Origin of the sequence: Exiguobacterium sp. s39, from assembly GCF_018618925.1 — a bacterium.
GTDB classification, from domain to species: domain Bacteria; phylum Bacillota; class Bacilli; order Exiguobacteriales; family Exiguobacteriaceae; genus Exiguobacterium_A; species Exiguobacterium_A abrahamii.
This window is the reverse complement of sequence record NZ_JACSNA010000002.1, coordinates 161,663-184,222: the sequence shown is the minus strand read 5'-3', so window position 1 is coordinate 184,222 and position 22,560 is coordinate 161,663. Positions and strand designations below refer to the sequence as shown.

Annotated in this window: 25 protein-coding genes; 13 read left to right on the top strand and 12 right to left on the bottom strand. The window is 49.6% G+C overall.

Features of this window, described 5'->3' with window-relative positions; translation table 11 throughout:
• Positions 1-15: 15 nt before the first annotated feature.
• A complete protein-coding gene (locus KNQ11_RS12440) occupies positions 16-2,340 on the bottom strand; it encodes a DEAD/DEAH box helicase family protein (protein WP_214772072.1) in 2,325 nt (774 codons plus the stop codon).
• Positions 2,337-2,660 (bottom strand): nucleoside triphosphate pyrophosphohydrolase, encoded by a 324-nt coding sequence (locus KNQ11_RS12435; RefSeq protein ID WP_214772070.1) that lies wholly within the window; start codon positions 2,658-2,660, stop codon positions 2,337-2,339. Before KNQ11_RS12435 ends, KNQ11_RS12440 begins: the two co-directional genes overlap by 4 nt.
• 89 nt (positions 2,661-2,749) lie before the next feature.
• Between KNQ11_RS12435 and KNQ11_RS12430 the strand changes: the two genes are divergently transcribed.
• Positions 2,750-3,139, top strand: coding sequence for a RidA family protein (locus KNQ11_RS12430; RefSeq protein ID WP_047391772.1), 390 nt, complete (start codon positions 2,750-2,752; stop codon positions 3,137-3,139).
• A gap of 34 nt (positions 3,140-3,173) precedes the next feature.
• Here the strand turns inward: KNQ11_RS12430 and KNQ11_RS12425 are convergent, their stop codons facing one another.
• From KNQ11_RS12425 to KNQ11_RS12415, 3 genes are read right to left on the bottom strand one after another with little or no spacing between them, the layout of a single operon-like run.
• Complete coding sequence (locus KNQ11_RS12425) at positions 3,174-3,437, bottom strand: hypothetical protein (protein WP_214772068.1); 264 nt, start codon at positions 3,435-3,437, stop codon at positions 3,174-3,176.
• Complete coding sequence (locus KNQ11_RS12420) at positions 3,427-3,789, bottom strand: hypothetical protein (protein ID WP_214772067.1); 363 nt, start codon at positions 3,787-3,789, stop codon at positions 3,427-3,429. Before KNQ11_RS12420 ends, KNQ11_RS12425 begins: the two co-directional genes overlap by 11 nt.
• On the bottom strand, positions 3,786-4,226 hold the full coding sequence (locus KNQ11_RS12415) for a hypothetical protein (protein WP_133208284.1): 441 nt from the start codon (positions 4,224-4,226) through the stop codon (positions 3,786-3,788). The genes KNQ11_RS12420 and KNQ11_RS12415 overlap by 4 nt, the downstream gene beginning before the upstream one ends.
• Before the next feature lie 146 nt (positions 4,227-4,372).
• On the opposite strand from KNQ11_RS12415, the gene KNQ11_RS12410 reads away from it, so the two are divergent.
• The 5 genes from KNQ11_RS12410 (at position 4,373) to KNQ11_RS12390 (ending at position 9,305) form a co-directional block, all read left to right on the top strand.
• Complete coding sequence (locus KNQ11_RS12410) at positions 4,373-5,053, top strand: ABC transporter ATP-binding protein (RefSeq protein ID WP_214772065.1); 681 nt, start codon at positions 4,373-4,375, stop codon at positions 5,051-5,053.
• The gene (locus KNQ11_RS12405) at positions 5,046-6,077 is read left to right on the top strand and encodes an ABC transporter permease (protein ID WP_214772063.1); all 1,032 of its coding nucleotides are present in this window, start codon (positions 5,046-5,048) and stop codon (positions 6,075-6,077) included. Before KNQ11_RS12410 ends, KNQ11_RS12405 begins: the two co-directional genes overlap by 8 nt.
• A gap of 79 nt (positions 6,078-6,156) precedes the next feature.
• Positions 6,157-8,229: a methyl-accepting chemotaxis protein gene (locus KNQ11_RS12400; RefSeq protein WP_214772061.1), complete on the top strand. Its 2,073-nt coding sequence runs from the start codon at positions 6,157-6,159 to the stop codon at positions 8,227-8,229.
• A gap of 21 nt (positions 8,230-8,250) precedes the next feature.
• Positions 8,251-8,901, top strand: a complete 651-nt coding sequence (locus tag KNQ11_RS12395) for a Type 1 glutamine amidotransferase-like domain-containing protein (RefSeq protein ID WP_214772060.1) — start codon at positions 8,251-8,253, stop codon at positions 8,899-8,901.
• Entirely contained in the window at positions 8,898-9,305 is a 408-nt protein-coding gene (locus tag KNQ11_RS12390; protein ID WP_214772058.1) for an NUDIX hydrolase, read from the top strand. Before KNQ11_RS12395 ends, KNQ11_RS12390 begins: the two co-directional genes overlap by 4 nt.
• A gap of 47 nt (positions 9,306-9,352) precedes the next feature.
• Here the strand turns inward: KNQ11_RS12390 and KNQ11_RS12385 are convergent, their stop codons facing one another.
• Positions 9,353-10,444 (bottom strand): GGDEF domain-containing protein, encoded by a 1,092-nt coding sequence (locus KNQ11_RS12385; RefSeq protein ID WP_214772056.1) that lies wholly within the window; start codon positions 10,442-10,444, stop codon positions 9,353-9,355.
• Positions 10,445-10,589: 145 nt separating this feature from the next.
• Between KNQ11_RS12385 and KNQ11_RS12380 the strand changes: the two genes are divergently transcribed.
• Positions 10,590-10,766: a hypothetical protein gene (locus tag KNQ11_RS12380; protein WP_023466867.1), complete on the top strand. Its 177-nt coding sequence runs from the start codon at positions 10,590-10,592 to the stop codon at positions 10,764-10,766.
• A gap of 89 nt (positions 10,767-10,855) precedes the next feature.
• Positions 10,856-12,505 (top strand): methyl-accepting chemotaxis protein, encoded by a 1,650-nt coding sequence (locus KNQ11_RS12375; protein WP_214772046.1) that lies wholly within the window; start codon positions 10,856-10,858, stop codon positions 12,503-12,505.
• Positions 12,506-12,552: 47 nt separating this feature from the next.
• Here the strand turns inward: KNQ11_RS12375 and KNQ11_RS12370 are convergent, their stop codons facing one another.
• Positions 12,553-13,080: an NUMOD4 domain-containing protein gene (locus tag KNQ11_RS12370; protein ID WP_214772044.1), complete on the bottom strand. Its 528-nt coding sequence runs from the start codon at positions 13,078-13,080 to the stop codon at positions 12,553-12,555.
• 132 nt (positions 13,081-13,212) lie between these two features.
• Here KNQ11_RS12370 and KNQ11_RS12365 point away from each other — a divergent pair, with 132 nt between their 5' ends.
• Positions 13,213-13,791 carry an AAA family ATPase gene (locus tag KNQ11_RS12365; RefSeq protein ID WP_214772041.1) on the top strand — a complete coding sequence of 193 codons (579 nt, stop codon included), beginning with the start codon at positions 13,213-13,215 and terminating at the stop codon, positions 13,789-13,791.
• A 38-nt stretch (positions 13,792-13,829) separates the two neighbouring features.
• On the opposite strand, the gene KNQ11_RS12360 is transcribed toward KNQ11_RS12365, so the two are convergent.
• Genes KNQ11_RS12360 through KNQ11_RS12350 form a run of 3 tightly spaced genes read right to left on the bottom strand, consistent with a single transcriptional unit; the run spans position 13,830 to position 16,258 of the window.
• On the bottom strand, positions 13,830-14,171 hold the full coding sequence (locus tag KNQ11_RS12360; protein ID WP_149426706.1) for a GNAT family N-acetyltransferase: 342 nt from the start codon (positions 14,169-14,171) through the stop codon (positions 13,830-13,832).
• The gene (locus KNQ11_RS12355; RefSeq protein WP_214772040.1) at positions 14,172-15,218 is read right to left on the bottom strand and encodes a DNA alkylation repair protein; all 1,047 of its coding nucleotides are present in this window, start codon (positions 15,216-15,218) and stop codon (positions 14,172-14,174) included. It abuts the gene before it with no gap.
• Positions 15,215-16,258: a bifunctional transcriptional activator/DNA repair enzyme AdaA gene (locus KNQ11_RS12350; RefSeq protein ID WP_149426704.1), complete on the bottom strand. Its 1,044-nt coding sequence runs from the start codon at positions 16,256-16,258 to the stop codon at positions 15,215-15,217. Before KNQ11_RS12350 ends, KNQ11_RS12355 begins: the two co-directional genes overlap by 4 nt.
• 163 nt (positions 16,259-16,421) lie before the next feature.
• Between KNQ11_RS12350 and KNQ11_RS12345 the strand changes: the two genes are divergently transcribed.
• The 4 genes from KNQ11_RS12345 (at position 16,422) to KNQ11_RS12330 (ending at position 20,939) form a co-directional block, all read left to right on the top strand.
• The gene (locus KNQ11_RS12345; protein ID WP_214772038.1) at positions 16,422-16,997 is read left to right on the top strand and encodes a class I SAM-dependent methyltransferase; all 576 of its coding nucleotides are present in this window, start codon (positions 16,422-16,424) and stop codon (positions 16,995-16,997) included.
• Complete coding sequence (locus KNQ11_RS12340) at positions 16,975-17,664, top strand: response regulator transcription factor (RefSeq protein ID WP_058704642.1); 690 nt, start codon at positions 16,975-16,977, stop codon at positions 17,662-17,664. Before KNQ11_RS12345 ends, KNQ11_RS12340 begins: the two co-directional genes overlap by 23 nt.
• Positions 17,661-19,010 carry a sensor histidine kinase gene (locus tag KNQ11_RS12335; protein ID WP_149426702.1) on the top strand — a complete coding sequence of 450 codons (1,350 nt, stop codon included), beginning with the start codon at positions 17,661-17,663 and terminating at the stop codon, positions 19,008-19,010. The genes KNQ11_RS12340 and KNQ11_RS12335 overlap by 4 nt, the downstream gene beginning before the upstream one ends.
• A 135-nt stretch (positions 19,011-19,145) precedes the next feature.
• Positions 19,146-20,939 carry an acyltransferase family protein gene (locus KNQ11_RS12330; RefSeq protein ID WP_149426701.1) on the top strand — a complete coding sequence of 598 codons (1,794 nt, stop codon included), beginning with the start codon at positions 19,146-19,148 and terminating at the stop codon, positions 20,937-20,939.
• 51 nt (positions 20,940-20,990) lie between these two features.
• Here the strand turns inward: KNQ11_RS12330 and KNQ11_RS12325 are convergent, their stop codons facing one another.
• Together KNQ11_RS12325 and KNQ11_RS12320 are read right to left on the bottom strand one after the other, a co-directional pair.
• Positions 20,991-21,980, bottom strand: coding sequence for a copper resistance D family protein (locus KNQ11_RS12325; protein ID WP_149426700.1), 990 nt, complete (start codon positions 21,978-21,980; stop codon positions 20,991-20,993).
• Positions 21,977-22,504, bottom strand: coding sequence for a copper resistance CopC family protein (locus tag KNQ11_RS12320; protein ID WP_149426699.1), 528 nt, complete (start codon positions 22,502-22,504; stop codon positions 21,977-21,979). Before KNQ11_RS12320 ends, KNQ11_RS12325 begins: the two co-directional genes overlap by 4 nt.
• Positions 22,505-22,560: the final 56 nt, after the last annotated feature.

Below are 22,560 nucleotides of genomic sequence, written 5' to 3'. Positions count from 1 at the left end.
CATTTTTATCTATTTTTAACTGAAATATAAGTATATCCTTAAATTAACAATATCATTTAGTATTTTTTTTAGTACAGTCATACTACACTTTTTAGAAGGTATCTTTAAAAATAAACTTCCAAAGTTTTTGGGTGTTTTAAATGAATCTCCCATTTTAGAAAAAGGTTGTTGCTTCAATAATGTCACTATTTTTGATTCATTGTATCCATTCTCAAATACTTTACCTTGTGCATCCTTCAATTCCCGATACTTCTCCGCATGCAGATACTCATAAAAGAATGGTGCTACTTCTTCGGCCGTAATCGGCTCCATCCAACGCTCTTCTCCCCGCTCAAGCATCGCTAACAGAACAACCATCTTATAACTCCGATTCATGATCGTCTTTTCGACCTGCTCGATCAATTCGCGATTTGCATCGTATGCCTCGATTTCTTCGTGTGATAACTCCCTATGCTCCTTCAAGAAACCAACGTAAGAACCCCATTCTTGTTTATAGCCTTGCGGAACAGCTGCGTATTCTCCAATCTCAACATAGGATGGTCTACGACCGAGTTCGTATTTGATTTGCTCATATTGTTCAATCAGTCGTAACTTCCGCTGACTTGGTTGCCGGAGTCGATGAATCAATTCCAGTGCCCGCGTATCGAACTCAATCACACAGCCGGGCGGTGGCATAATCGGTTCTGTCTCCCCTCGCTTGAACGATTCTTTCATCGTCCCGAGTAGTTTTAGTTTCGTCTCGACGTTACGATAGTTCCCGATCAAATCAATGATGACGCAATGCGATTTATCTTGCGCTAAACGTAAGCCACGTCCGATTTGTTGTGTATAGATGGCGATCGATTCAGTCGGTCGACAGAACAGCAGTGTATCGACTTTTGGAATATCGACACCTTCGTTGAACAGATCGACGGTAAAGAGAACGTCAATCTCGCCTTGCTCGAATGCTTGCATGTACTTTGCACGATTCGTCGTCTGCCCTGTCAGTGCAAACGTCGTCGTTCCTTTGTCCCGGAATACTTGCGCCAAATATTCCGCCTGCTTGATCGACGAACAAAAGCCGATCGTCTTCGTTTGCCGATGCTTCTCCCATGAATGATAGATATTATCCGCGACCTCACGATCAAGTTGTCGATGCTCAAGTTCCGATGCATCATACGTTCGACCAATTCTTCGAATCTGGGAATAGTCGATCGTGTCATGAATACCGTAATAATGAAACGGCGTCAAAAATCCTTCAGCAATCGCTGCCGTGAAATGCATCTGGAAAGCAACGTTATGGTGACAGATCGCATAGACATCCGCACCGTCCATGCGGTCTGGTGTCGCCGTCAGACCAAGTAAGAAACGAGGCGTGAAATGATCAATGATTTTTCGGTAACTCGTTGCTGCCGCGTGATGGAACTCGTCAACAATAATGAGATCAAACTGATCAGTTGCAAAACGGTCCAAGTGACGCTTTTGCGCCAACGTCTGGACGGAAGCGAAGACGATCTCTGTCGTCTCCGTGACGGTCCGGTCACTGCCGATGTAGAAACCAGTCTGCCACGCCGGATTGACTTTTTTAAACGAACGCTCGGCCTGCAGTAATAATTCTTTTTGATGTGCCAGGAACAGGACTCGTGTAAAATCTCCCGCAAAGAACGCACTGAGATAGGTCTTCCCTAGTCCAGTCGCAAGCACTGCCAACGCACGTGTCCGTCCTTCTTCCATCGTTTCCCGTAACGCATGGAGCGCTTCTTCCTGAACCCGGTGCGGCAGGATCTCTGGTGCGACGACGACCGTTCCTTCGTCATACTCGACTTCCGGTTCCGCGACATATTGGCGCGCCGCGTACTCTTGACGGTAAGCGTCTAAGACCACTGGATTCAGTTCTTCTGCCGATTCACTGAGGTAAAGGTCCATGAAGGCATCAATCGCATCATCAAGAATCTGTGGAGCGACAGCTTGTGGTAGATGAACGTTCCATTCGATACCGGACCGAAGCGCACTGTTCGAGATGTTTGACGACCCGACGATTGATAAGCCAGTCTCTGCGTTTCGAAACAGGTATGCTTTCGGATGGAACGAGCGTCCGCCTGACCGATAAAAGCGAACTGATAACCCATCAAGTGCAAGCAACTGCGCCAATGCTTCTGGATCCGTGATGTGTAGATAGTCGCCAATCAACATCCGAATCTCGGCTCCTCGTTGCAAGGCGCGACGAAACGCTGGAACGAGCAAGGCGACGCCTGACTTCTGGGCAAACGCTGCGACGATATAGACTTCCTCCGCCTGATCAATGGCCTCAACGAGTGAGTCATATAAGTGATGCGTCGTCAGCTTCGCTTCCGGGATCAATCCTCGACCTCAATCAGGTAGAGGCGTTCTTCGAATCCACCGCGTTGTTGCTGTTTCTTCGCCCGGACAGCTTCCAGTTCCTTGACTGTCACGCCATGTGTCTTCGCTAACGCTTGAATCAGCTCCAGTAAATCAGCTAATTCCTCGACAGCATCTATGTCTGTCGTCGCTTCCTCATATTCAGCTAGTTCTTCATGTAATTTCTTTTTCGCTTCCACTAGGAATTCATTTTCGTCCAACGTGCGGAACGTCGCTCTTTTCCCGTTTTGGTCTATGATGTTTGGAATCGCGTCTCGAACTAATTTATGATAAAGTGGCATATCAATTCACTCCTTTGAAGGGTTGAGGGATATCCGAGTCGAATCACTCGGTGTCGTACATATGTATTTTATAAGAGGAGGTTCTTTTCATGTCTACATTCAAACAAATCGACACAACGAACGCCCCTGCTGCGATCGGTCCTTACTCACAAGGCTTTATCGCGAACGGGACACTCTATGCTTCCGGTCAAATCCCGATTGATCCGGCAACGGGTGAACTCGTACCAGGTGGCATCACCGAGCAGACAGAACAAGTCATGCGAAACGTCGATGCCATCCTGAAAGAGGCAGGACTGACACCTGACCGCGTCGTCAAGACGACATGCTACTTAACGAGCATGGAACACTTCGCTTCTTTTAATACGATTTACTCCGATTACTTCGCACCGCACAATCACTTCCCAGCTCGGTCTTGTATCGCTGTGAAGGAACTACCAAAAGGTGCATTAGTTGAAGTCGAGATCTTAGGACTCGTGTGATCTGAACGCTACGCACTCGTTGCGTAGCGTTTTTTTATCGTAGTCCCCAGCGTCCTGTTCCTTTTCCGGTCTCACTGTAAAAAAGGTCCTGCTCTCCCTGGTACAATTCACACTCATTCGCATGCAGGTAAATCAATTTTCGAATGCGTGCCTCGAGTCCTGCTTCTGATGTAAAGCGTGATAAATCCAAATGCTCTGTTTGTCTGACACGCTGGTAGATATCAATTAAGTCGAGTGGCGATTGTCGTTCGAGGATTCGCTGAATTACATCAAGTAACTGCTGGCTCTCATCCGTCATGTCCTTCTAACTCCTTTTTCATCACTTTGTTTTGAATCGCATTCATCACAATTGGTATTTGTACGACCAGATTCAAGACGCTGACTCCAAGAACCAGTTGACTGGCTGTCAATGGTTTGAAGTATCCTTCTCCATATCCTTCCCCTACACTAAGTGCGATCCCATACGAAATCGCAAACGAGACCATGTTGCCGATGACGATGTATTTCGGTTTTCCACTCCGTGCAAGTGAATATGATAGAACACCAAGTCCAAACAAAAATAAGGCATACCCTAATATCGAACCCGTTTTCCAATCGAGGTAAGGTCCTAGCCACGCAAACGGAATCAGATACAATAGTGCTCTTTTCATTGTTCATCCTCCCATTCTTCATCTTCTCGATTACTCCCCGCGTCATAATAACCGTATAGCAGTTCTCGAATCATCCACCATCCAGGTGGATAGATATTTGATCCTGAAAGTTTCTCTGTACCATTTTCTGTCGTCACATGAATTTCCCAATCCGTGCCGTCACAAATCATAACGCCTTCAGGATACGGATAGTTTCGCCAAACTTCTGCATCGAACCGATCCGACCACATGTCGATTAAGTAGATGTCCTCTTCTGTCAGTTCTATCAGTAACGGATTCAATTCCTCTGGTAAATTTAGTTCTTGAAACCACCATCCGAATAATCGTCTTTCCTCATCTTCCGCACGAACCGTCCGACTTGCACGGTCCCACCAAAACGTCTGTCCTCTTCCCATACCGGACTCACGGAAATAAATTCGTTCGACTGTTTGCATCATGATCATCCTCTAAAATTGATATTTCCATTATAGCCCATTTGTTATTTTTAACCTGTTACATTTTTTACTATGGTTCTGCTGACTTCTGTTCCTGTGAAACATTTTTCTTCTTCTATCAGTAGATGTAGTGAAAGGAGATGTTTCACATGCATGTATCCATTCAACAAGCCGGTTATGACGTCGGTCAACCTGTCTTACAAGAGATTGCGTTTACCTTATACCCTGGATCCATCACCGGTTTGATCGGTACAAACGGTGCGGGAAAAAGTACGACGATTCAAGCGATGTTCGGTACGCTACCTTGGGTCGAAGGAGAGATCGATTTACCGGTCTCACTTGCCTATATTCCGGAACAGCCAACCTATTATGAATATTTGACGCTCGCCGAGCACCTTGAGCTGGTCGCCTCGCTCCACGAGACGGATCATGCCTATACCGAACGACTCTTAAAGACGTTCGAACTGCATGCTGTCACGAGTGACTATGTATCTTCTTTCTCTAAAGGAATGAAACAGAAGGTGATGCTCGTCTGTGCCTTGATGCAACGCGCAGACTGCCTGATCATCGATGAACCGTTCGTTGGTCTCGACGCGGTCGCGACGATTCGGTTGTTGCATTTACTCGAATTAGAACGAACGCGTGGCGTAGCGATTCTGCTCGTCACTCATGTCCTTGATTCCGCGGAACGTCTGTGTGACGACTTCGTCTGGATTGATCAGGGGCGCATCAAACATCAAGGAACACTCGCTCAAATCGGTGAAGCCTCCGGTCAGCCAGGCGCTCGCTTGTTCGACATCATGGAAGCGATGGTGCTCGAGCATGATTAAAACCTTTTTGAAGCAACGGATCCGTCGACGGCATGCGGAACAGCGTCGCTTCTTTCGAGAAATTTTTGATTGGACGATTTTGCTGTATCTCGTCATTCCAGTTGGTCTGTTCATCATCTATGAGACGGTTCAGATCTTAAACGGTCAAGCGGACTGGGTTCAAACGGTTCCGGTCGCTTGGATTTTACTCGGATGGATTCTGTATGGATTCCTGCCCGCCTTTTACGCCTGGTTCGAACCAGCAGATCGCCTCTTCTTCAAACCGGTTCCTGGAGCGATCGTTCGAATGAAGTGGTATTCCGTTCGGTATCACTTTTTGCGGATTTTTCTAATGACTGCCGGATTACATCTACTCTGTTTTCCGTTACATAGCATCCGGTTTGACCAATCTAGTATCACAGTACTGCTGATTAGTCTCGTGCTCTCTTTGCTCCAACCGTTCTTTAGCTTTTGGACATATCGGTTATCTGGACAACGATTCTTGCGGAAATGGAGCGGTCATCTCGTCCTGGCAACAGGACGCATCACTCTGTTGCTCCTGCTTTGGCTTCAACCGTATCCTGTCCTCTTCGTCGTCGCACTGTGTGTGGTGCTGCTCGGATTCCTTCATGTCCGGCACTGGTCACGGCGTGAGGACGGATTAACGGAGGATATCCTGTTGTCGATGAAACGACAGTCGAGTTTATCGGCGACCGTCCTTGAATTGAACGGTGCCTTACCGAAGCCGTCTCACCGAAAGCGTCCGTTCCTTCATCTGCGATTATTCAAACAGACGCACCAGCAACTTCCACTGATCACGTATCTGCGGGATTCGAGTAAGCGTCGCTTCTTGCTCCAGCTATTTGCTGCGATGAACTACGGTCTTCTCGTTTTACCATGGATCGGACGCGGACTCGTTTTCGCTTTCGTCCTGTTTGTTCTTTATCAGGAAGTAAAACAACATACCCAGTGGTTCAGACAGCAACGTTTCTATCGGCTCATTGACTCGAATTCTAAAGCACATAAGGAAAATAAAGTAATTTAAAATATATGGTAATGTAGTACTTTCCCCCTGTTTCCTTTCGTACACTAAAAGAAATCTAATATGAACGGAGTGTGTGCGGATGAAGTGGGGTCTGTATCCGAAAATGTTACTCGCTTTTCTCGGTCTTGCAATTGTACCGATCGTCTTGATCGGCTCGTTCTTGTATGTCGAAACAAAAGGTGCCTTAACGGACGAAGCCTATTCAAAGCTCGAGGCGATTCGTGATGCTAAAAAAGCAACGGTCACGCAACATATCGATGAGAAGTTCTTGAATCTCGAAGCGTTAGCTGAGAACGAACAAGTTCAGCAAGCATTCGCCCCCTTGACGAAACAGTTTGCAGACGGTGGACTTGCGAACGACGCCTACAAACAAGAAGCAAAGAAATTCGATACGTATTTCAATCAGTACATCGAACAGTTTGGCTTCTATGATGTCTTCTTCATTGATCCAGACGGAAATGTCGTCTACACAGCATTCAAGGAACCGGACCTCGGTCAGAATGTTGTCACGGGTGATTTAAAATCGTCTGGGCTCGGAAAAGCCTATCAGAATGCCTTAACACAACAAAAAGGCGTCATCGCCGATTATGCGTATTACGAACCGTCACAAGCTCCAGCAGCCTTCTTTGCGATCCCCTATGTTGATCCAAAGACGAAGCAACCGCGCGGAGTTCTCGCGCTCCAGCTCGACGGAAATCAAATCAATCAAATCATGAAAACAACAGCTGGTCTCGGTAAGACCGGCGAATCCTATCTCGTCGGCTCTGACCAACGCTTACGCTCTGATTTCCGAGCGACAAAACAGACGGAAGTCGGTGAAAAACGCATCCAATCGACGACGGTCAAACAAGTCATTGCCGGTCAGACGAAAACGACAGAATTGACGGACACAGATGGTCACGAAGTCGTGACGTCCTTCACACCCCTAAAAATCGCTGGTGTTAACTGGGGATTGATCACAGAAGTCCATACGGAAGAAGTGTTTGCTTCTTTATCTGATTTCGTCCAAAAGCTATTGATTGCATTAGTGGCGTTAATTGCTCTCGTTGCACTTGCTGCGATCCTCTTTACACGCACACTCGTCCGACCAATCCGCGCGTTACTGCACAGTGCGGGTGCGATTGCCGAACACGATTTATCACAGCCCGTCGTTGCGACGTCACGTGATGAGATTGGACAGCTCTCCCGTTTATTCGAGACGATGCGCCTATCTTTGATTGATCTCGTGAAACGGGTCGATACGATGTCACGGACGATTGATGACTCTCTCGCAGAACTTGTTGTTGAAGCCGAAGAAACAGGACATGGAACAAAAGAGATGGCACACGCGATGACCGGCATCGCCGCGACCGCCCAGCACCAATCTGGTGCGTTCGATGGACATACAGCGTCCTTACAATCCTTGACGGCAACAATCGAGCAGACCGCGCAGACATCGGCTCTCGTCGTCGATAGCGCCAGCCGTTCGGAAAGTCTTGCGACAACCGGACGTTCGGATTTACATGCGGTCACAGAACAGATGCAATCGATTCAAAATGCGATTGACGAAGCAGCCGATAAATCACGCCGCGTTCAAACCGCTTCTCAAAATATCTTAGAAATCATCAGCATCATCGAATCGATCGCTAACGAAACGAACCTCCTCTCGTTGAATGCTTCGATCGAAGCGGCACGTGCTGGGGAACAAGGTAAAGGATTCGTCGTCGTCGCGCGTGAGATTCAGAACCTTGCCAATCAATCAAAACAATCGATGGGACGTGTCCAGGAGACGATCGATTCGATCCAACGCGAGACAAAACAACTCGAAGACGCGATGGCACGCGGAACCATCGCTGTTCAGGACGGTGTCGTTCGTGTCACGGAAGCAACGCAGTCGTTTGATTCAATCGTCACCCAGTCCAAAGGTGTCACCGTTGATATGTCGGCCCTTTCGGAAACGAACCGGGATGTCTTATCGACCGCTTCGCACCTCGTCGCGCAAGCCGAACAGTTACGCGCCGGAATCATTGCCAGCGCCCAAGACAACCAACACGCATCCGAGCAATCGCTCGCTTTCAGCGAACGAATGGATGTCGTGCATACGCTGACGGAAGAGATTTATACGCTCTCACGTGAGTTGCACGAGACAATCAACCGCTATACACTCGATTAAACTTGAAAGGAGACATGCCTCATGCCGACTCACTTATTCCTCTTTGGAGGCGGTCCTCCTTTTAGACCGAACTTACGAACACGATTTGCCGCATTAACGAATGGTGGACCGGTCGCGATTCTATACGTTCCGCGGACCGGTAAGGACTGGACGAGCTACGCCTCAATCTATACGAAGCCGTTAGAGGAAGATGGCATCTCGTCGTTCGTCCATCTGCCACTGTCTGACGCACCAACGGACGAACAACTTGCACAACTACAGCAGTGTCAGGGCATCATCATCTCCGGTGGCGAGACCGAATTGTATCAGCAATACTTGGTCGCTACACCGATCGGTGACATCATTCAGTCGCGTTTCGCAGATGGTGTTCCGGTCGCCGGCTTTTCAGCCGGTGCCCTCGTTTCGCCCGAACGGTGTGTGATTCCGGAGATCGACCAACGCGACAATCGACGCCTTCGCTTACCTGGTCTTGCCTTACTGAAAGACGCGGTCGTCTGTGTCCATTATGAGACGTGGGGCGAAGCTGCTCATCTCACGCAATCCTTTACGGAAGAAAGCACAGACCGTGCCTTCGGACTAGCTGACGAGAGTGGGATCTATCTACGCGATCAGTACCTCGTCGAAACAGAAGGAACCGACCCTGTCGTATTATCGCGGAGTCTCGTCAGATGACGGCGATCGTTCCTGCCGTCAAAGGCATCATCATTCACGAGCAATGTCTCCTGATCGTCCGCCGGGCTGCTGCTGACTTCGGTGGCGGAACATGGGAATGTCCGGGTGGCAAGATCGACTTCGGTGAATTGCCAGTCGACAGTCTTGTTCGCGAGATTGAAGAAGAGACACAATTGACGGTGACGCCGGAGCGTCTACTCTATGCCTCGAGCTTCCTGACGCATCCCGATCGGCAAATCGTTCTCTTGATGTACGTCTGTTCGACGCATCAAACGGACGTTCAGTTATCAGAAGAACACGACGCTTATCTCTGGGCGGACGAAGAAACGATTCGTCAGTTGATTGCACCAAATATTTTGGCTGATTTTGAACGCCATGATGTATTTTCGTTACTGCATCGCTAAACACAACTGCCCCGTCTGACCATTTGGTCGAACGGGGCAGTTTTTATTTACAGTAAGGGATCTCGGTAACAGACGACGCGATTTCGTCCGGTTTGTTTGGCTTCATACAATGCTAAGTCCGCTTTCTGGACGGTCTCAAATACGGTTGATGCCTGATCAGATGAAGCAGCACCTAGCGATAATGTGACATGAAAGACGGGATGCTCCTTATAAACGAAGTGTTGATCGGCGCATGCAGAACGAATCCGCTCCCCGAGTCTTTCCGCTTGTCGGAGTGGTACGTCCGGCAACAGTAAGACAAACTCTTCACCACCGTACCGACCGACGACGCCCTGTTCTGGACAATACGATTGCAAGAGATGGCTGAGTTGCCGTAAAACGACGTCACCCCCTTCGTGTCCGTATGTATCATTGATTGATTTAAAATGATCGAGATCAAGAATCAGGACGGAAAAGACCGTTCCGTTCTGAGCATACTCGGCTAACGTTTCATCTAGCTTCCGGCGGTTTCCCAGTTGCGTCAGCCCATCCGTTAAAGCCAATTCTTGTTGCGTGTGGACGAATAAAAAATGCTTTCTTAGTTCCTGTAAGAAACGATAGGTGACGTAACCACCAATCATGATGACAATAATATAGACGAGCGCAATCTCTAAAAACCGCTCGAACGTGTTCGTCAATAAATAGAGCGCCGGTAAGCTATATGCGATACCTATTCCAAGCAACACGAGATAATCTTTCATCCGTTGAGCAGCAAACCGGCGATAAATCGTCGCTGTTACGAGTAACGCGACACAGATCAAGGTCGTCAGAATCAGTCCTTGGTATTCGCCAGCTGGTGTCACCGCGAATCGGGCACCGATGATGAACAGCATCGTGATGCTCCCGCTAACTAATCCCCCATAAAAGTACGCTGTGACGAGTGCAACAAGACGCAAATCAATCTTTGCAACGTCATAGGAGATACTGTTGAAAATCAACAGTGCACCAATCACACCGGCGATACAACCGATCGCGAGTCGGACTTGTAAGGAAGAGTTAGGCGAGATGCGCTCGATCCGTCTTAGTGGTAAAAACGCAAACAGCAATGTCGCAATCAACAGTGAGAAGTTCAACAACAATGAATTAAGCAACGTAAGCACGACGACATCCTCCTCATTCCATTTCAGATAGTTACTCTATTCCCGTCAGATTACACATTCCCCTCTTTTTCCAAGGTTTTCAAACAAGAGGAGAGGGAATCAAACAAATATGTCTATCGTCTACATCATTAAGGGGGAATCTTTCATGGACCGTCAAGCCGAAAAACGAAAAAGTAAGATGCCATTCTTCATCATTCTTGTCATCGCTATCTTCGTCATTGTTGCTGCTGCGTTGATCATTTACGTCACATCTGAACCAAAAGAAGAGACACAAGCACTTATGACCCATCTTGCAACTGTCCTTCCGATTTACGTGAATTAGATTCACAAGACCTTTACACAAGCCGTACAACACCTTCATACATGTTGTTTCTTCTCCTTCCGATAGGTACACGGGAGGAGATGTTTTTTATGCTTACGAAAAAACGATTACTAGCACAACAACTAAATGGGTGGTTGATTCCGATTGTTGCCATCGGATTGATCATGATCAGTGGACTAAGCGTTTACGCATCGTATCAACAATCCGTCGCAGCGACTGAGGAGCGACTAATGCGTGAGTTAACGATGTTCGACGCGAACGTCCGGGCAACGTTTCTCGCGTATCCGGAGGACGCGAAAGACCGCTCGCGTGCCATCAAACGATTGCAACAGCAACAGCGAACCGACTTATCACGTGACGACTACACGGTTCGCTTCCAAAGCCTGAACACGAGTGAGGCGTTCCGACCGTTGACACTCGAACCGGCAAAACGAAAACAACTACTACAGCACTTAAAGAATGCACGTACATATGCCTTTTCGTATCAAGACCAATTTCTTGTCGCGATGACGATTCCAGAACTCGATGACGTCATCTTACTGACGACCGACCGTGATAAATTAATCGCCCCTGCTCGAGATTTAGCTTGGACACTCGTCTGGGTGAGCGTAGTCACACTTGTCAGCATCAGCCTGTTGATTCGCTGGCGGATTCAACGCCAACTGGCACCGTTATCGAAACTCGCCTTACAGATTGAAGAAGCGCATGCGAAGCGATCGTATCGTCCATTAACGCTCAAGACGACGACCTTTGAGTTACAACAGCTGACGTTTCAATACAATCAGTTGATGCAACAAATTAATGACTTAACGACGGAGATGCAACAAGCCAGTCAGGAACTTGAAGCCGTCCAGCCCCACTTCTCTTCGCGCTTATCCGCGATGGATCAATCGGTCCAAGCCGTCGATGAAGTCGCCAGTTCCTTACTTGCGCAATCGACGCAGATGGATCAGACGATCGTCGCCTCGACACGTTTGACTGCCCAAGGACACGATGCGTTAAGCGAAATGCAAACGACACTTCTGAACAGTCAACATGCCGTAACCCGTTTTCAACATACTGTTCAGACGAATCACACGACACTCGAGACCTTACAAGAGGAAAGCCAGTTACTGAAGGAACAATCCGCGACGACAGAGCAGATTTTGCAACAGACCTCACACCTACAGCAACAGATGGAAACCTCGATTTCGCATATCCAGCGCGTTGCTGAAGAGACGCGCCGCTTGTCGCTGAACGCGTTAATTGAGGCAACCCGTGCCGGAGAAGCTGGTCGCGGCTTCACAGTCGTCGCTAAGGAGGTCGAAAAACTAGCGATCGATATCCGAACGAGTACGGACCATATCCGGCAGGTCAATCAGACGTGGACGACAGGACTCGATCAAGTCGAACAAGCGCTCTCGCAGATGACGGAACGGTTTCTCTCGACGTCACAACAGCTCGAGACGGCAACGGAGCATTTAAAACAGATGCTAACCGAAGCGACGACGATTGAGACGACACTGGGTACCGTGGAACACCAACGACAGATCGTCGCAGATGTTCAGTCGAACATGCAGGAACATCTACAGTCGGTTCAGCAATTGATGTCGGAGCTCTCATCCTACAGCCAGGTGCTCGGGGAACAGATGCAACACCATGTAACCCAGCAAACAGAACTGAAGACACATAGCGAGGTACTCGAGTCACGGATCAGTTCGTTGCAACAGACCGTTCGTTCGAGTGAATCGCCATCCTAACCAAAAGAGCGCCTGCCATTCTTGGCAAGCGCTCTTTTCCTCTGTTCTCAGCCGATATAACGTGCTTCCTTCTTATCGATGATGTTGCGAATCCGGTTCTCCGTCACCTGATACTGCTCTGCCAATTGACGGGTTGTTTTCCCTTTTTCGTACTGCGCGCGAATCGTTCGAATCTGAAAAGGTGACAGCGTCACACGTTGACCTAACAAGAGATCAAACTCACCAAGTAGTTCAGTATACTGCTGATCGATCGAAGGCAGAACCTCTAAGTTCGACAACTGATCGTCAGCCCGTTTGCCGTTGCGCCGGACGAGTCGCGCTTCCGTGACATCCGCCGTCAGAAAAGCTTGTGCGACGAGTAGACCGACCTGCACCCGCTCTCCTCGACCACGTTGGTAGAGCGTGACTTTGCGGTATCCTTCCCGATTGAGCCGTGGACGGAGCATGACACCTTTTCGTCGTTGCTGGACACCGCGACACGTCACGATCGTCCGGTCGAGCGACCTTACGCGACCAAGTGATGAGACTTCATATATACCTACATAGCCGATGACGGCTTTCCATTGTTCTTGCATGGTTGTCCTCCTTCAGACAAGGACACGACGGGACTTCATACTTGAATTATATCAAATCACGAACAAACGTTCTAGCGATGTCACTCGTCGGAATGTGCTATTCTTAGCAGAAAAAGGAAATGAGGTTCGTCCATGAAATTTGTCTTGTTACTTGGTCCGCAAGCGGTCGGAAAGATGACGATCGGTCAGGAAATCGAACGGTTGACGGAGATGAAAGTCTTCCATAACCACCAGACGATCGACCTGTTATTGCCTTATTTTGATTTCTCTGAACCCGCACACCACCGCTTAAAGGATACGATCCGCCGCGAGATGTTCAAGGAAATGGCGAACAGCTCGCTCGAAGGTGTTCTGTTTACATTCCTCTGTCTATTCGGCGTCGAAGGCGGTGGTCTCGAGTTCATTGAAGAGACAGTCGAATTATTCGAACAAGCGGGTGCTGACGTCTATATCGTTGAACTCGATGCGCCGGTCGCAACCCGTCTGCACCGGAACACGACCGAAAACCGATTAACGCACAAAGTAACGAAGCGTGACCTCGCTGCTTCTGAACAGGACTTACGCGAGACGGCGGACGGATACCGGACACGCTCGCTGCCGGGTGAATTGCCGGACGTCAACTATCTCTTCCTCGATACGGAACAGTTAAGCGCACGTGAAAGCGCTGAAGCGATTTGCGACCATTTCAACTGGTCCAAAGCAACGGTCTAATCACAACTAAGCCCCGTCCTGCTCAAGCAGGCGGGGCTTTAGTGATGGAGTTCGCGTTCATACCGATTCGACTGCAACTGAAATCCGTTTCGACGCCAGACCGCCGTACTGCCTGCTTCGCCGTAGACATGCGTCAGTAATAAAGTCCGTGCGAGATACGATAGAATCGATGTCAGTGCTTCCCTGATGTACCCGCGCTGATCGTCCTCATCCGTCGTCGTGTAACGTAAGTTTCCGGTCGATCCATTCCATGTGAAGGTAATCGTCCCGACGATCGTTTTCTCACGCAACGCATGCAGTGTCCACTTACAACCCGATTCGTCATCCGTTGCTTCGACAAACAGTCGTGACGTCGTAAAATCCGGATGTCGTCCTTTCATTCAGCTCTCCTCCTCGACCTCAAACGTTGCTGTCGCGTAAGCCTCTCCGTTAATCAAAATCGTCAATGTATGTGTACCAGGATAATGGACACGCGTCGTCATGTTCCGAAACGATTGGCGTCGTTCGACTTGTAAGACACCTTTGACTTCCCGCTCCCGCAGTTGAAACACCTTTCGACTCGTTCCACGTTGTTTGACGTAATCGATCGCGTATTCAAGACGCAGACGTTGTTCAACGGAACTGTGCACTTGAAACGAAAACTGTAACTCCTGACCAATCGTCACCGATGAGACGACTAAATCCGTTACCTCGACCTCACCTTGCGTGACATGCCCGAATAACTGCAACACGTCTGGGTTCCCACGCTTCAGTAACGTCCGGGAAGCGTGACGTAAAATCCAGTCCGTGTTCGGACCTGTTCCTAAGTGACGTCTAATTCGTTCGATCAAGTATTCCGGATGTGTCTTTGAAATATCATTCAAATGATTGGCGACACTTTTTCGGACATAGAGGGACGGATCCTGTAATAAGGCGTCAAGAATTGGTAACGCTGGACGCGGATCAGCAATCAGACGCGGGATCGCTTGTCCCCATGGTAAACGTGGTCGTGTCCCTTCGGACGCTAAACGACGGACGTGTTCATCGTCTGATCTTGTCCATTTAAGTGCCTGCTCGAGGAAACGTTCCTGATCAGCAAGTAAAAAGCGGCGAACGGCGAACTCCGACGTCGAATGCGGCGTCAACTTGGCAAGTGTCGCTAACGCAAGCGTCCAATCAGCAAGGTCTGCCGTCCGTTCGACATACTCTGGAAAAACAATTCCCGGTAGCCCGGTAAACTGCGGTGCGAGCCGCTCTAGTTCTCCCGCTGCGTCCGGAAACGGCGGCAAGATTGTCTCGAGTGTCTCCGCCACACGACGGACACGTTGCTTAAACGCGAGTTCTTCCCAGTCCCTCTGTTCGACTCGTCTTCGAAAATCCGGTACGTCGACCGCTACTCCTAAGCGGTCGAGCCAACTCGGTGAAAACACATCTTTAATCAAACTCATCCTTCATCCAGTCCCCTCTGTGTGCGCTCCAGTTTGAGCAATGTTTCCTTGCGTGCGAGTCCACCCGCGTATCCACCTAAATCGCCATTCGTCCGAATGACCCGGTGGCACGGAATGACGATTGCCAGTTGGTTCGCTCCATTCGCTCGTGCAACGGCGCGAACGGCAGTCGGCTGACCGATCCGGATCGCCAGTTCTTGATAGGAGATCGTCTCCCCACTCGGAATCCGTTCGAGTTCTTCCCAGACGCGACGTTGAAATGGCGTCCCGTACCGCATCAGTGGCGTCTGAAACGATACCGACTCTCCTTTGAAGTAACGACGAAGCTCCGCTTCAATCTGTCCAAAGACCGGTGATTCCCCGGGAACGATGACAGCGCGCGCTTTTAGACGCAATTGTTCAATTTCTCGCTCCAACCCGCGTCGGTCGACGAACTCGAGCAGATGTAAGAGTTGATCGTCGGCAATCGCCAGCATCGAACCGAGTGGTGTATCGAGCCATTTCGCGCGTAAGACCTGTCCGTCAAAGCGCGACGGTGCCTGTCCGAGAATCCGTGCTGACGCCTCCCGAAAACCGCTACTGGATTCATAGCCTCCGGCCAACTGCCCTTCGATGATCGGCTTACCGGTCCGAATCTCCTTCATCGCAAGCCCCATCCTCCGTGCTCGGGCATACGCGACGAACGTCATCCCGAAGCGTTTCTTGAACTGACGACGTGCCGTTGATTCGTCGAGACCAAGTGCTCTAAAATCGGCTTCCTTGAACCGTTTGTCCGGTTCTGCCTCGACCGCTTCGATCAAGCGCTGAATCGTACCATGATCCCCGGGATAAGCGAGCGGATGACAACGACGGCACGGTCGATAAGAGGCAAGCAATGCCTCTTGCGCCGTCTCGAAAAACTCACAGTTCTCCGCTTTTGGTTTTCGTGCCGGACACGTCGGACGGCAAAAGATGCCGGTCGTCTTGACGCCTACGAAAAACGTTCCTTCATACGTCGCGTCTCGGCGAACGAGCGCTTCATAATACGTGTGATGTTCCATCGCCTTCCCCCTCCTTTGTCTCTAGTATACCGGCTTGTTCGGTCACGATGTCGCCGAAAATCAGGCATCGATATATTTAAGATTCACTTAAGAAACATCGTCCTGTTTTCGAAAGGGACGATGTGCATACTACATGATATACTCAACGGAAAGTAGGGTTTTCATGTTTGATTTCTTAAAAGAAGCACTTCACGCACCACTGCGTGTCGGAGCGGTCGCACCGAGCAGTCCACGTCTTGCCGAAATGATGGCGCGCCGCGCCGTCGCCGATCGTCCGCATCAGATTCTCGAAGTCGGAGCGGGTGACGGGGCCATCACAAAAGCTTTGCTAGCCGCTCGTTCACCGGAGACACATCTCTTGATTTGCGAACGGAGCGAAACGTTTCGCCCTGCACTCGAGCAGTTGCTTGCTGACGAAACGAATGTCACTCTCTTGATTGGTGACGTTCAAGGATTATCCGATTCATGGAGCGGACAAATCGACATCATCGTCAGTGGTCTCCCATTCGCGTCGTTCTCGGCAGCGTTACGGCATGAATTATTGGCACAGTTCCAAACGTTATTACGACCAGGCGGTCACTTCATCGCCTTTCAATACACCCGATTCCAGTTCAAGATGTTCCGGGATTATTTTCAAGAACACAGTTATTCGCATACGCTTTATAATCTGCCCCCGGCTTACGTTTTCGAAGGGGTACAACAGGAGGAATCTACACATGCCCACGCTCTTAATCGTTGATGACGAAGCCGACATCCGTCAATTGCTTCGACTGTATTTAACAAATGAGGGCCACGAAATCATTGAAGCCGACAATGGCGAGGAGGCGTTAGCGATCCTCGCTTCGCGTCCAGTCGATGCGATGTTGCTCGACGTGATGATGCCCGTCCGCGATGGTTTCTCGACCGTTCAGGCAGCACGCGCTGCCGGACATACGTTACCCGTCTTGATGCTGACGGCGAAACGCGAAGACATGGATAAGATTCAAGGTTTGACCTTCGGGGCGGACGATTACATCGGTAAACCGTTCAATCCGCTTGAGGTCGTCGCCCGCGTCAAGGCACTGTTACGCCGCGTCAGCCAGTATCATGTCCCAACTACGGCTTCAGCAGTCCAGGTGGGACCATTCACGCTCAAAGAAGACGAACGCGTCATCTTTAAATATGATGTGCCACTTGCCCTGACCCGCCGTGAATTTGATTGCCTGGCGCTGTTCTTGAATCATCCCCGTCGTGTCTTCTCGGCTGACGACCTCTATGAACGGGTTTGGCAGGAGGAAGCACTCGGTTCCGCGTCGAACGCTGTCATGGTCCTGATCCATAAGCTCCGTGACAAGATCGAGGACGTCCCAAAAGAACCACGCTACCTCCAGACGGTCTGGGGCGTCGGTTATAAGGTCGAGCTATGAGACGGATCAAACTGACGATTTGGATGCTTGTCTTGTTGCTACTCGCGGCTTTCTTGAGCACAGCGCTTGCCTGGTTATTTGCCAGTCAGTTGCCGATTGGTACAAAGACACTTCCTCGTTATTACTACACGACAGAGCAAGAAGTCGTTCAAGATGTGAAGCGTGATATCACCCGCTACGAAAATGGACAGTCGCCCAATGGTCCTTATGAATGGGCTATCTACGATGCGGATAATCGTCGCATCGACGCTTCTGATAAGTATCCGGAAGATTTAACACCAAGTCGGTTGCTCGCTGCTCAAACTCCCACCGAAAGGGACCCGTCCGACACCGGAAAGATTCGGACTCTTCATCATATCGAAGCGATTGATTTATCAGAGAACGAACCCGGGTATTTTTTAACTGTACAATCAGAAAAGCCTAAACTGAACGAATATCAGATTGGGAATTCAAGTACTTTTTTCCTCCTACAATTGACGCTGTTCATCCTCTTTTTACTACTGTTAACGCGGTGGATTGCCGGATTGTTCCGGGAACTCGAGCGACGGCTTGAGCGGTTGACGGTCGAACCAGCGCCAACAGAACCGTTACCTCCCGTCAAAGGACCGAAGGAGTTCAAATTGTTCGCTCAATCGATCGAACGAATCGAACAGGAACTCCGAACGTTACGGATGCGTGATCAGGAGCGGTTCGTTCAACAGTTGCGGTTGATTACCAGTCTATCGCATGACTTACGGACACCCTTGACCTCAATCCAAGGCTTCATTCAGTGGCTGACGGAAAAACACGAGACGTTATCTGCGACAGAACGCACGGAGCTTCTAGCGATCGTCACCCGCCAATCGGAAACGCTCGCTGCCCGGATCGATGAACTGTTCACGCTCGCTAAATTATCGAACACCGATTATCCGGTCGAACCGATCTCACTCGATCTCGTAACCTTAACGGAACAAGTCCTGGAACTGTTTCCTGGCACTTCCGCTACTGTCAATGGTCCTGCACACGCGACTCTCTTCGCCGATCCGATGCTCTTACGGCGCTTGCTTGAGAATTTGATTCGCAATGCAACGCTTCACGGGACGGGGGATCTTCGAATTACGATCAAAGAAGAAGCAGAAGGCATCCAGCTGATCTGTTCGAATGCGATTGAAGCGACTTATACGCTAGAAGAACTAAACGAATGGCTAACACCGTTCGGGACGTCCGATGCTTCCCGCTCGTCTGGTGGCTCCGGTATCGGTCTGTCAATCGTTCAACAAATCATGGCGCGTCATGGGGGGAGCGTCGCGTTGACTTCACAAGACAACCGCTTCATCGTGACCTGTCGTTTTCCACATGTTTCGTAAGCCTGCATCCGACGCTTTCGTCGGGTGCTTTTTTAGTCAGGTTGTTACTTCTTAGACACTTCTTTGAAATTGGAATTCGATACACTAAAGACTGTTAGAAATTAGTTGTCGTTTTAAAGGAGTTGTTCGTGTTTTATGAAATCCTCGTCTCGTTCGATTACATATATGCCAGGGCTTGATGGCTTGCGTGCCTTCGCTGTCCTATCTGTCATTATCTACCACTTATCCGTTTCATTCTTCTCCGGTGGTTTCCTCGGTGTTGATCTCTTTTTCGTCCTATCCGGTTACCTGATTACCGGTCTCTTGTTGCGCGAGTGGCAAACGAGCGGACGCCTCGACTTGAAACGGTTTTGGATTCACCGCTTCCGTCGCCTGTTCCCAGCCCTATTCGTCATGCTGTTACTCGTTCTCGGGTACGTGACCATCTTTGAACGCGAACTGTTGCATACGGTTCGCCAAGATAGTGCCTTTGCGCTCATTTACGGGACGAACTGGTGGTATATCTTCCATGACGTCTCCTATTTCGATTCGTTCGGCAAACCATCACCGATTCAAAATCTTTGGTCGCTCGCAATCGAGGAGCAGTTCTACCTGCTATTCCCGATCTTACTTTGGTTCGGAATGAAAAATCGTCGCTTATTTTTGCAATTGATCGGTGTTGCGATCGGTGCATCCGTGCTCGCGATGGCGATTCAGTTCACATCTGGTGAAGATCCAAGTCGTGTCTACTATGGCACGGATACTCGCTTATTCGCCCTATTGATTGGGAGTCTGCTCGCTTTCGCGTGGCAACCGACCCGCTTTAAGCTCGATATCCCAAAACGTGGTGTCCGGTTACTGAATCAAACAGGTGCCGTTACTTTGCCACTCTTGCTTATATTAATGATCGTCACAAGTGAGTTCGGAAGCTTCTTATACCGGGGTGGTTTTTTCCTTGTCGCCGTCCTTGCTGCACTAATGATTGCTACGATTGCTCACCCGGCGTCGATCTGGAGTCGCTGGTTTGCACATCCAGCACTCGTTGCGATCGGTAAACGATCGTACGGTCTGTATCTATGGCATTTTCCCGTCATCACGCTGCTGACACCGGTCGAACAGATCGGCACGTTCTCGTTGCTCCGGACCGTATTGATCGTCGTCGTGCTTGTCGCCTTAACTGAAGGATCGTATCGCTTCATCGAGCGTCCGATTCGTCAGCACGGACTGTCCGGTTACTTAAAACGTCTATCGTTACATCCGCAACAGTTACGTCAGTTTTCAACGATGCAGTGGACGAGTGTTGCCATGTTGACGATTCTTATCGTCAGCTTCATCGGTAACTTATCGATTCTTGCTGTCTCCGATACGCCAAAGCCAGAACCTGCTTTCGAAAAGATAGCAGCGCCAAAAGAAAAACCGAAGCCGGTCCTGAAACCGACGACACCGAAAGCAACATCCGATCAGCGAAAAATCTGTCGACCGACGCTTGCGATCGGGGACTCGGTCCTGCTTGGTGTCGAAGATTATCTCGGTAGTACACTCAAGCAATTGACGATCGATGCGAAACTCGGTCGCCAGCTCCGGGAGGCGATTCCATTGAGTCAACAATACGCCGCATATAACCAGCATGGACGACAAGTCATCCTTCATCTCGGAACGAACGGTAGCTTCCGGAAGGATCAGTTGAACAGTTTGCTTGATCAATTCGCAAATGCCGATCACATCTATCTGGTCACTGCACGCGTCCCGCGTCCGTGGGAAGCGGAAGTCAATCAGATGTTACGCGAGGCATCAAAGCGGAAACGAGTCGAACTGATTGACTGGCATGCCGTTGCCGTCAAACATCCATCTTACTTCGAAGCGGATGGTGTTCATTTGAATATCAAGGGTGCACGTGCCTATTCGAAGATTCTTGCGAAAGCGACGAATTGCGCTGTTTCAACGAAATAAAACCACGTCAAACAAGGTAGCGGAACGATCCGCTACCTTGTTTTTTTGTACTCACCCTGTCGCTAGCAGCCCAAGATAGATCAAACTGACGCTGAATAAACTCAGTAAGACACCCACTGCATGCCGACGATATCCGAGTAAAAGCAATGGTAGCGTGGCGATTCCCATCATCAAGACCCACCTGTCCCCTGCTGGACCACTGACCGGTAGTTGCCCTAGCGTCGGTTGTTCCAGACGACTGAGTGAAGCGCTCGCCATGAACAGCAATACTAAAATGATACTCTCCATCCGGAGTAGTGGCCGCGGATCGTACGTTGAGTCAAAACGCAACCGACGCCGGACAAGCGTGCCATTACAGAAGGCATAGAATAAAAGTGGCAACAGCAGGAGGTGCTTCAGCAACAACGCTTGACCGTATGGCATACCCCAGAGATTCGGATAACGTTCAAGCGGAATCGCCAGTTGCATCAGTAACAGCCCTGACAGGATGACACCGGTAAAGGCGATCCGGGCAAACGGACTGAACCAACTTAAAAAGGCAGACCAATGAGCGGTCGAGCGAGCACCGATGGCTAACCAAAACACGACGCCGATCCAAGCCGTCACACATAAGAAGTGGCTAAATTGGAGTGTCCATCCGAGCGCACCGTATTTGGTCGCCGCGTGACTCGTTCCTGCGATACCAATCCATAACGGGATCGTCAAGAGTGCAAGTAGGATGGAGCGTTGTTTTTGCCATGCGAATACGATCAATAGGAGTAAAGCAGAGAAGTAAACGACAAGAAACATCCGACCGATATGCAACTCCAGTATCCCCGTTCGTAGAGCTTCCGTTATCGTTTGCGTCGAAAGTAGAAAACGAACGGCACCAAAGACCGGGATGCTTGTTCCAAGAACAAGCATCCCGAGTCCCGCTACCGCCCACGACGTACCGCCCATCAATGGCGGTTTCCGTTTCCTTGGGATGAAGCATAATACCAAATAGCCCATCCAAAGCGCTCCACCCATGTAGACAAGTAGTTCGCCTAGAAACGTACTCATGTCGAACGACGACGTAACAAGAGAAGGATGACGATACTGATTAACAGTCCCCCGACGATCCAAGGAAGCAGTGTCGGAACAAGTCCTTTTGAAACTGGCTCCGCTTCAGGAACGACTGCTGCTTTTGTTTCCATCGGCTCAGCCTTTTCTACAGTGCTTGTTTCAGCTTTTGCTGCACCTAGTACCGTAAAACGAATCGTTCCTTTCACAGGATGACCATCATCTGAAATCGACGCCCACTTGATCGTGTATTTTCCTTCCGTTAAAGGCTCTGAGACGACGGCACTGAGTTCATTTCCAATGATCAGTGGTTTTGCGAGAGGCTGTTCGACGCCATTCGCGTCTACTACACGTAAGGTACTTGTTTTTTCAACAGCCTCACTGAACGTCAACCGGATCCGATCGACGGGTTCAGATAATGCCGATCCCTCTGCCGGATTCGAGCTTTTTAAACTCGTGTGTGCTTCGACGGAGATGGGCAACAGACAAATGACGAATAGAAGTACAATTCGGATGATACGCATGTCGTTTACCTCCTTTCTGCTTGATGTGTACAAGAAAACCCGCTGTTGCCAGCGGG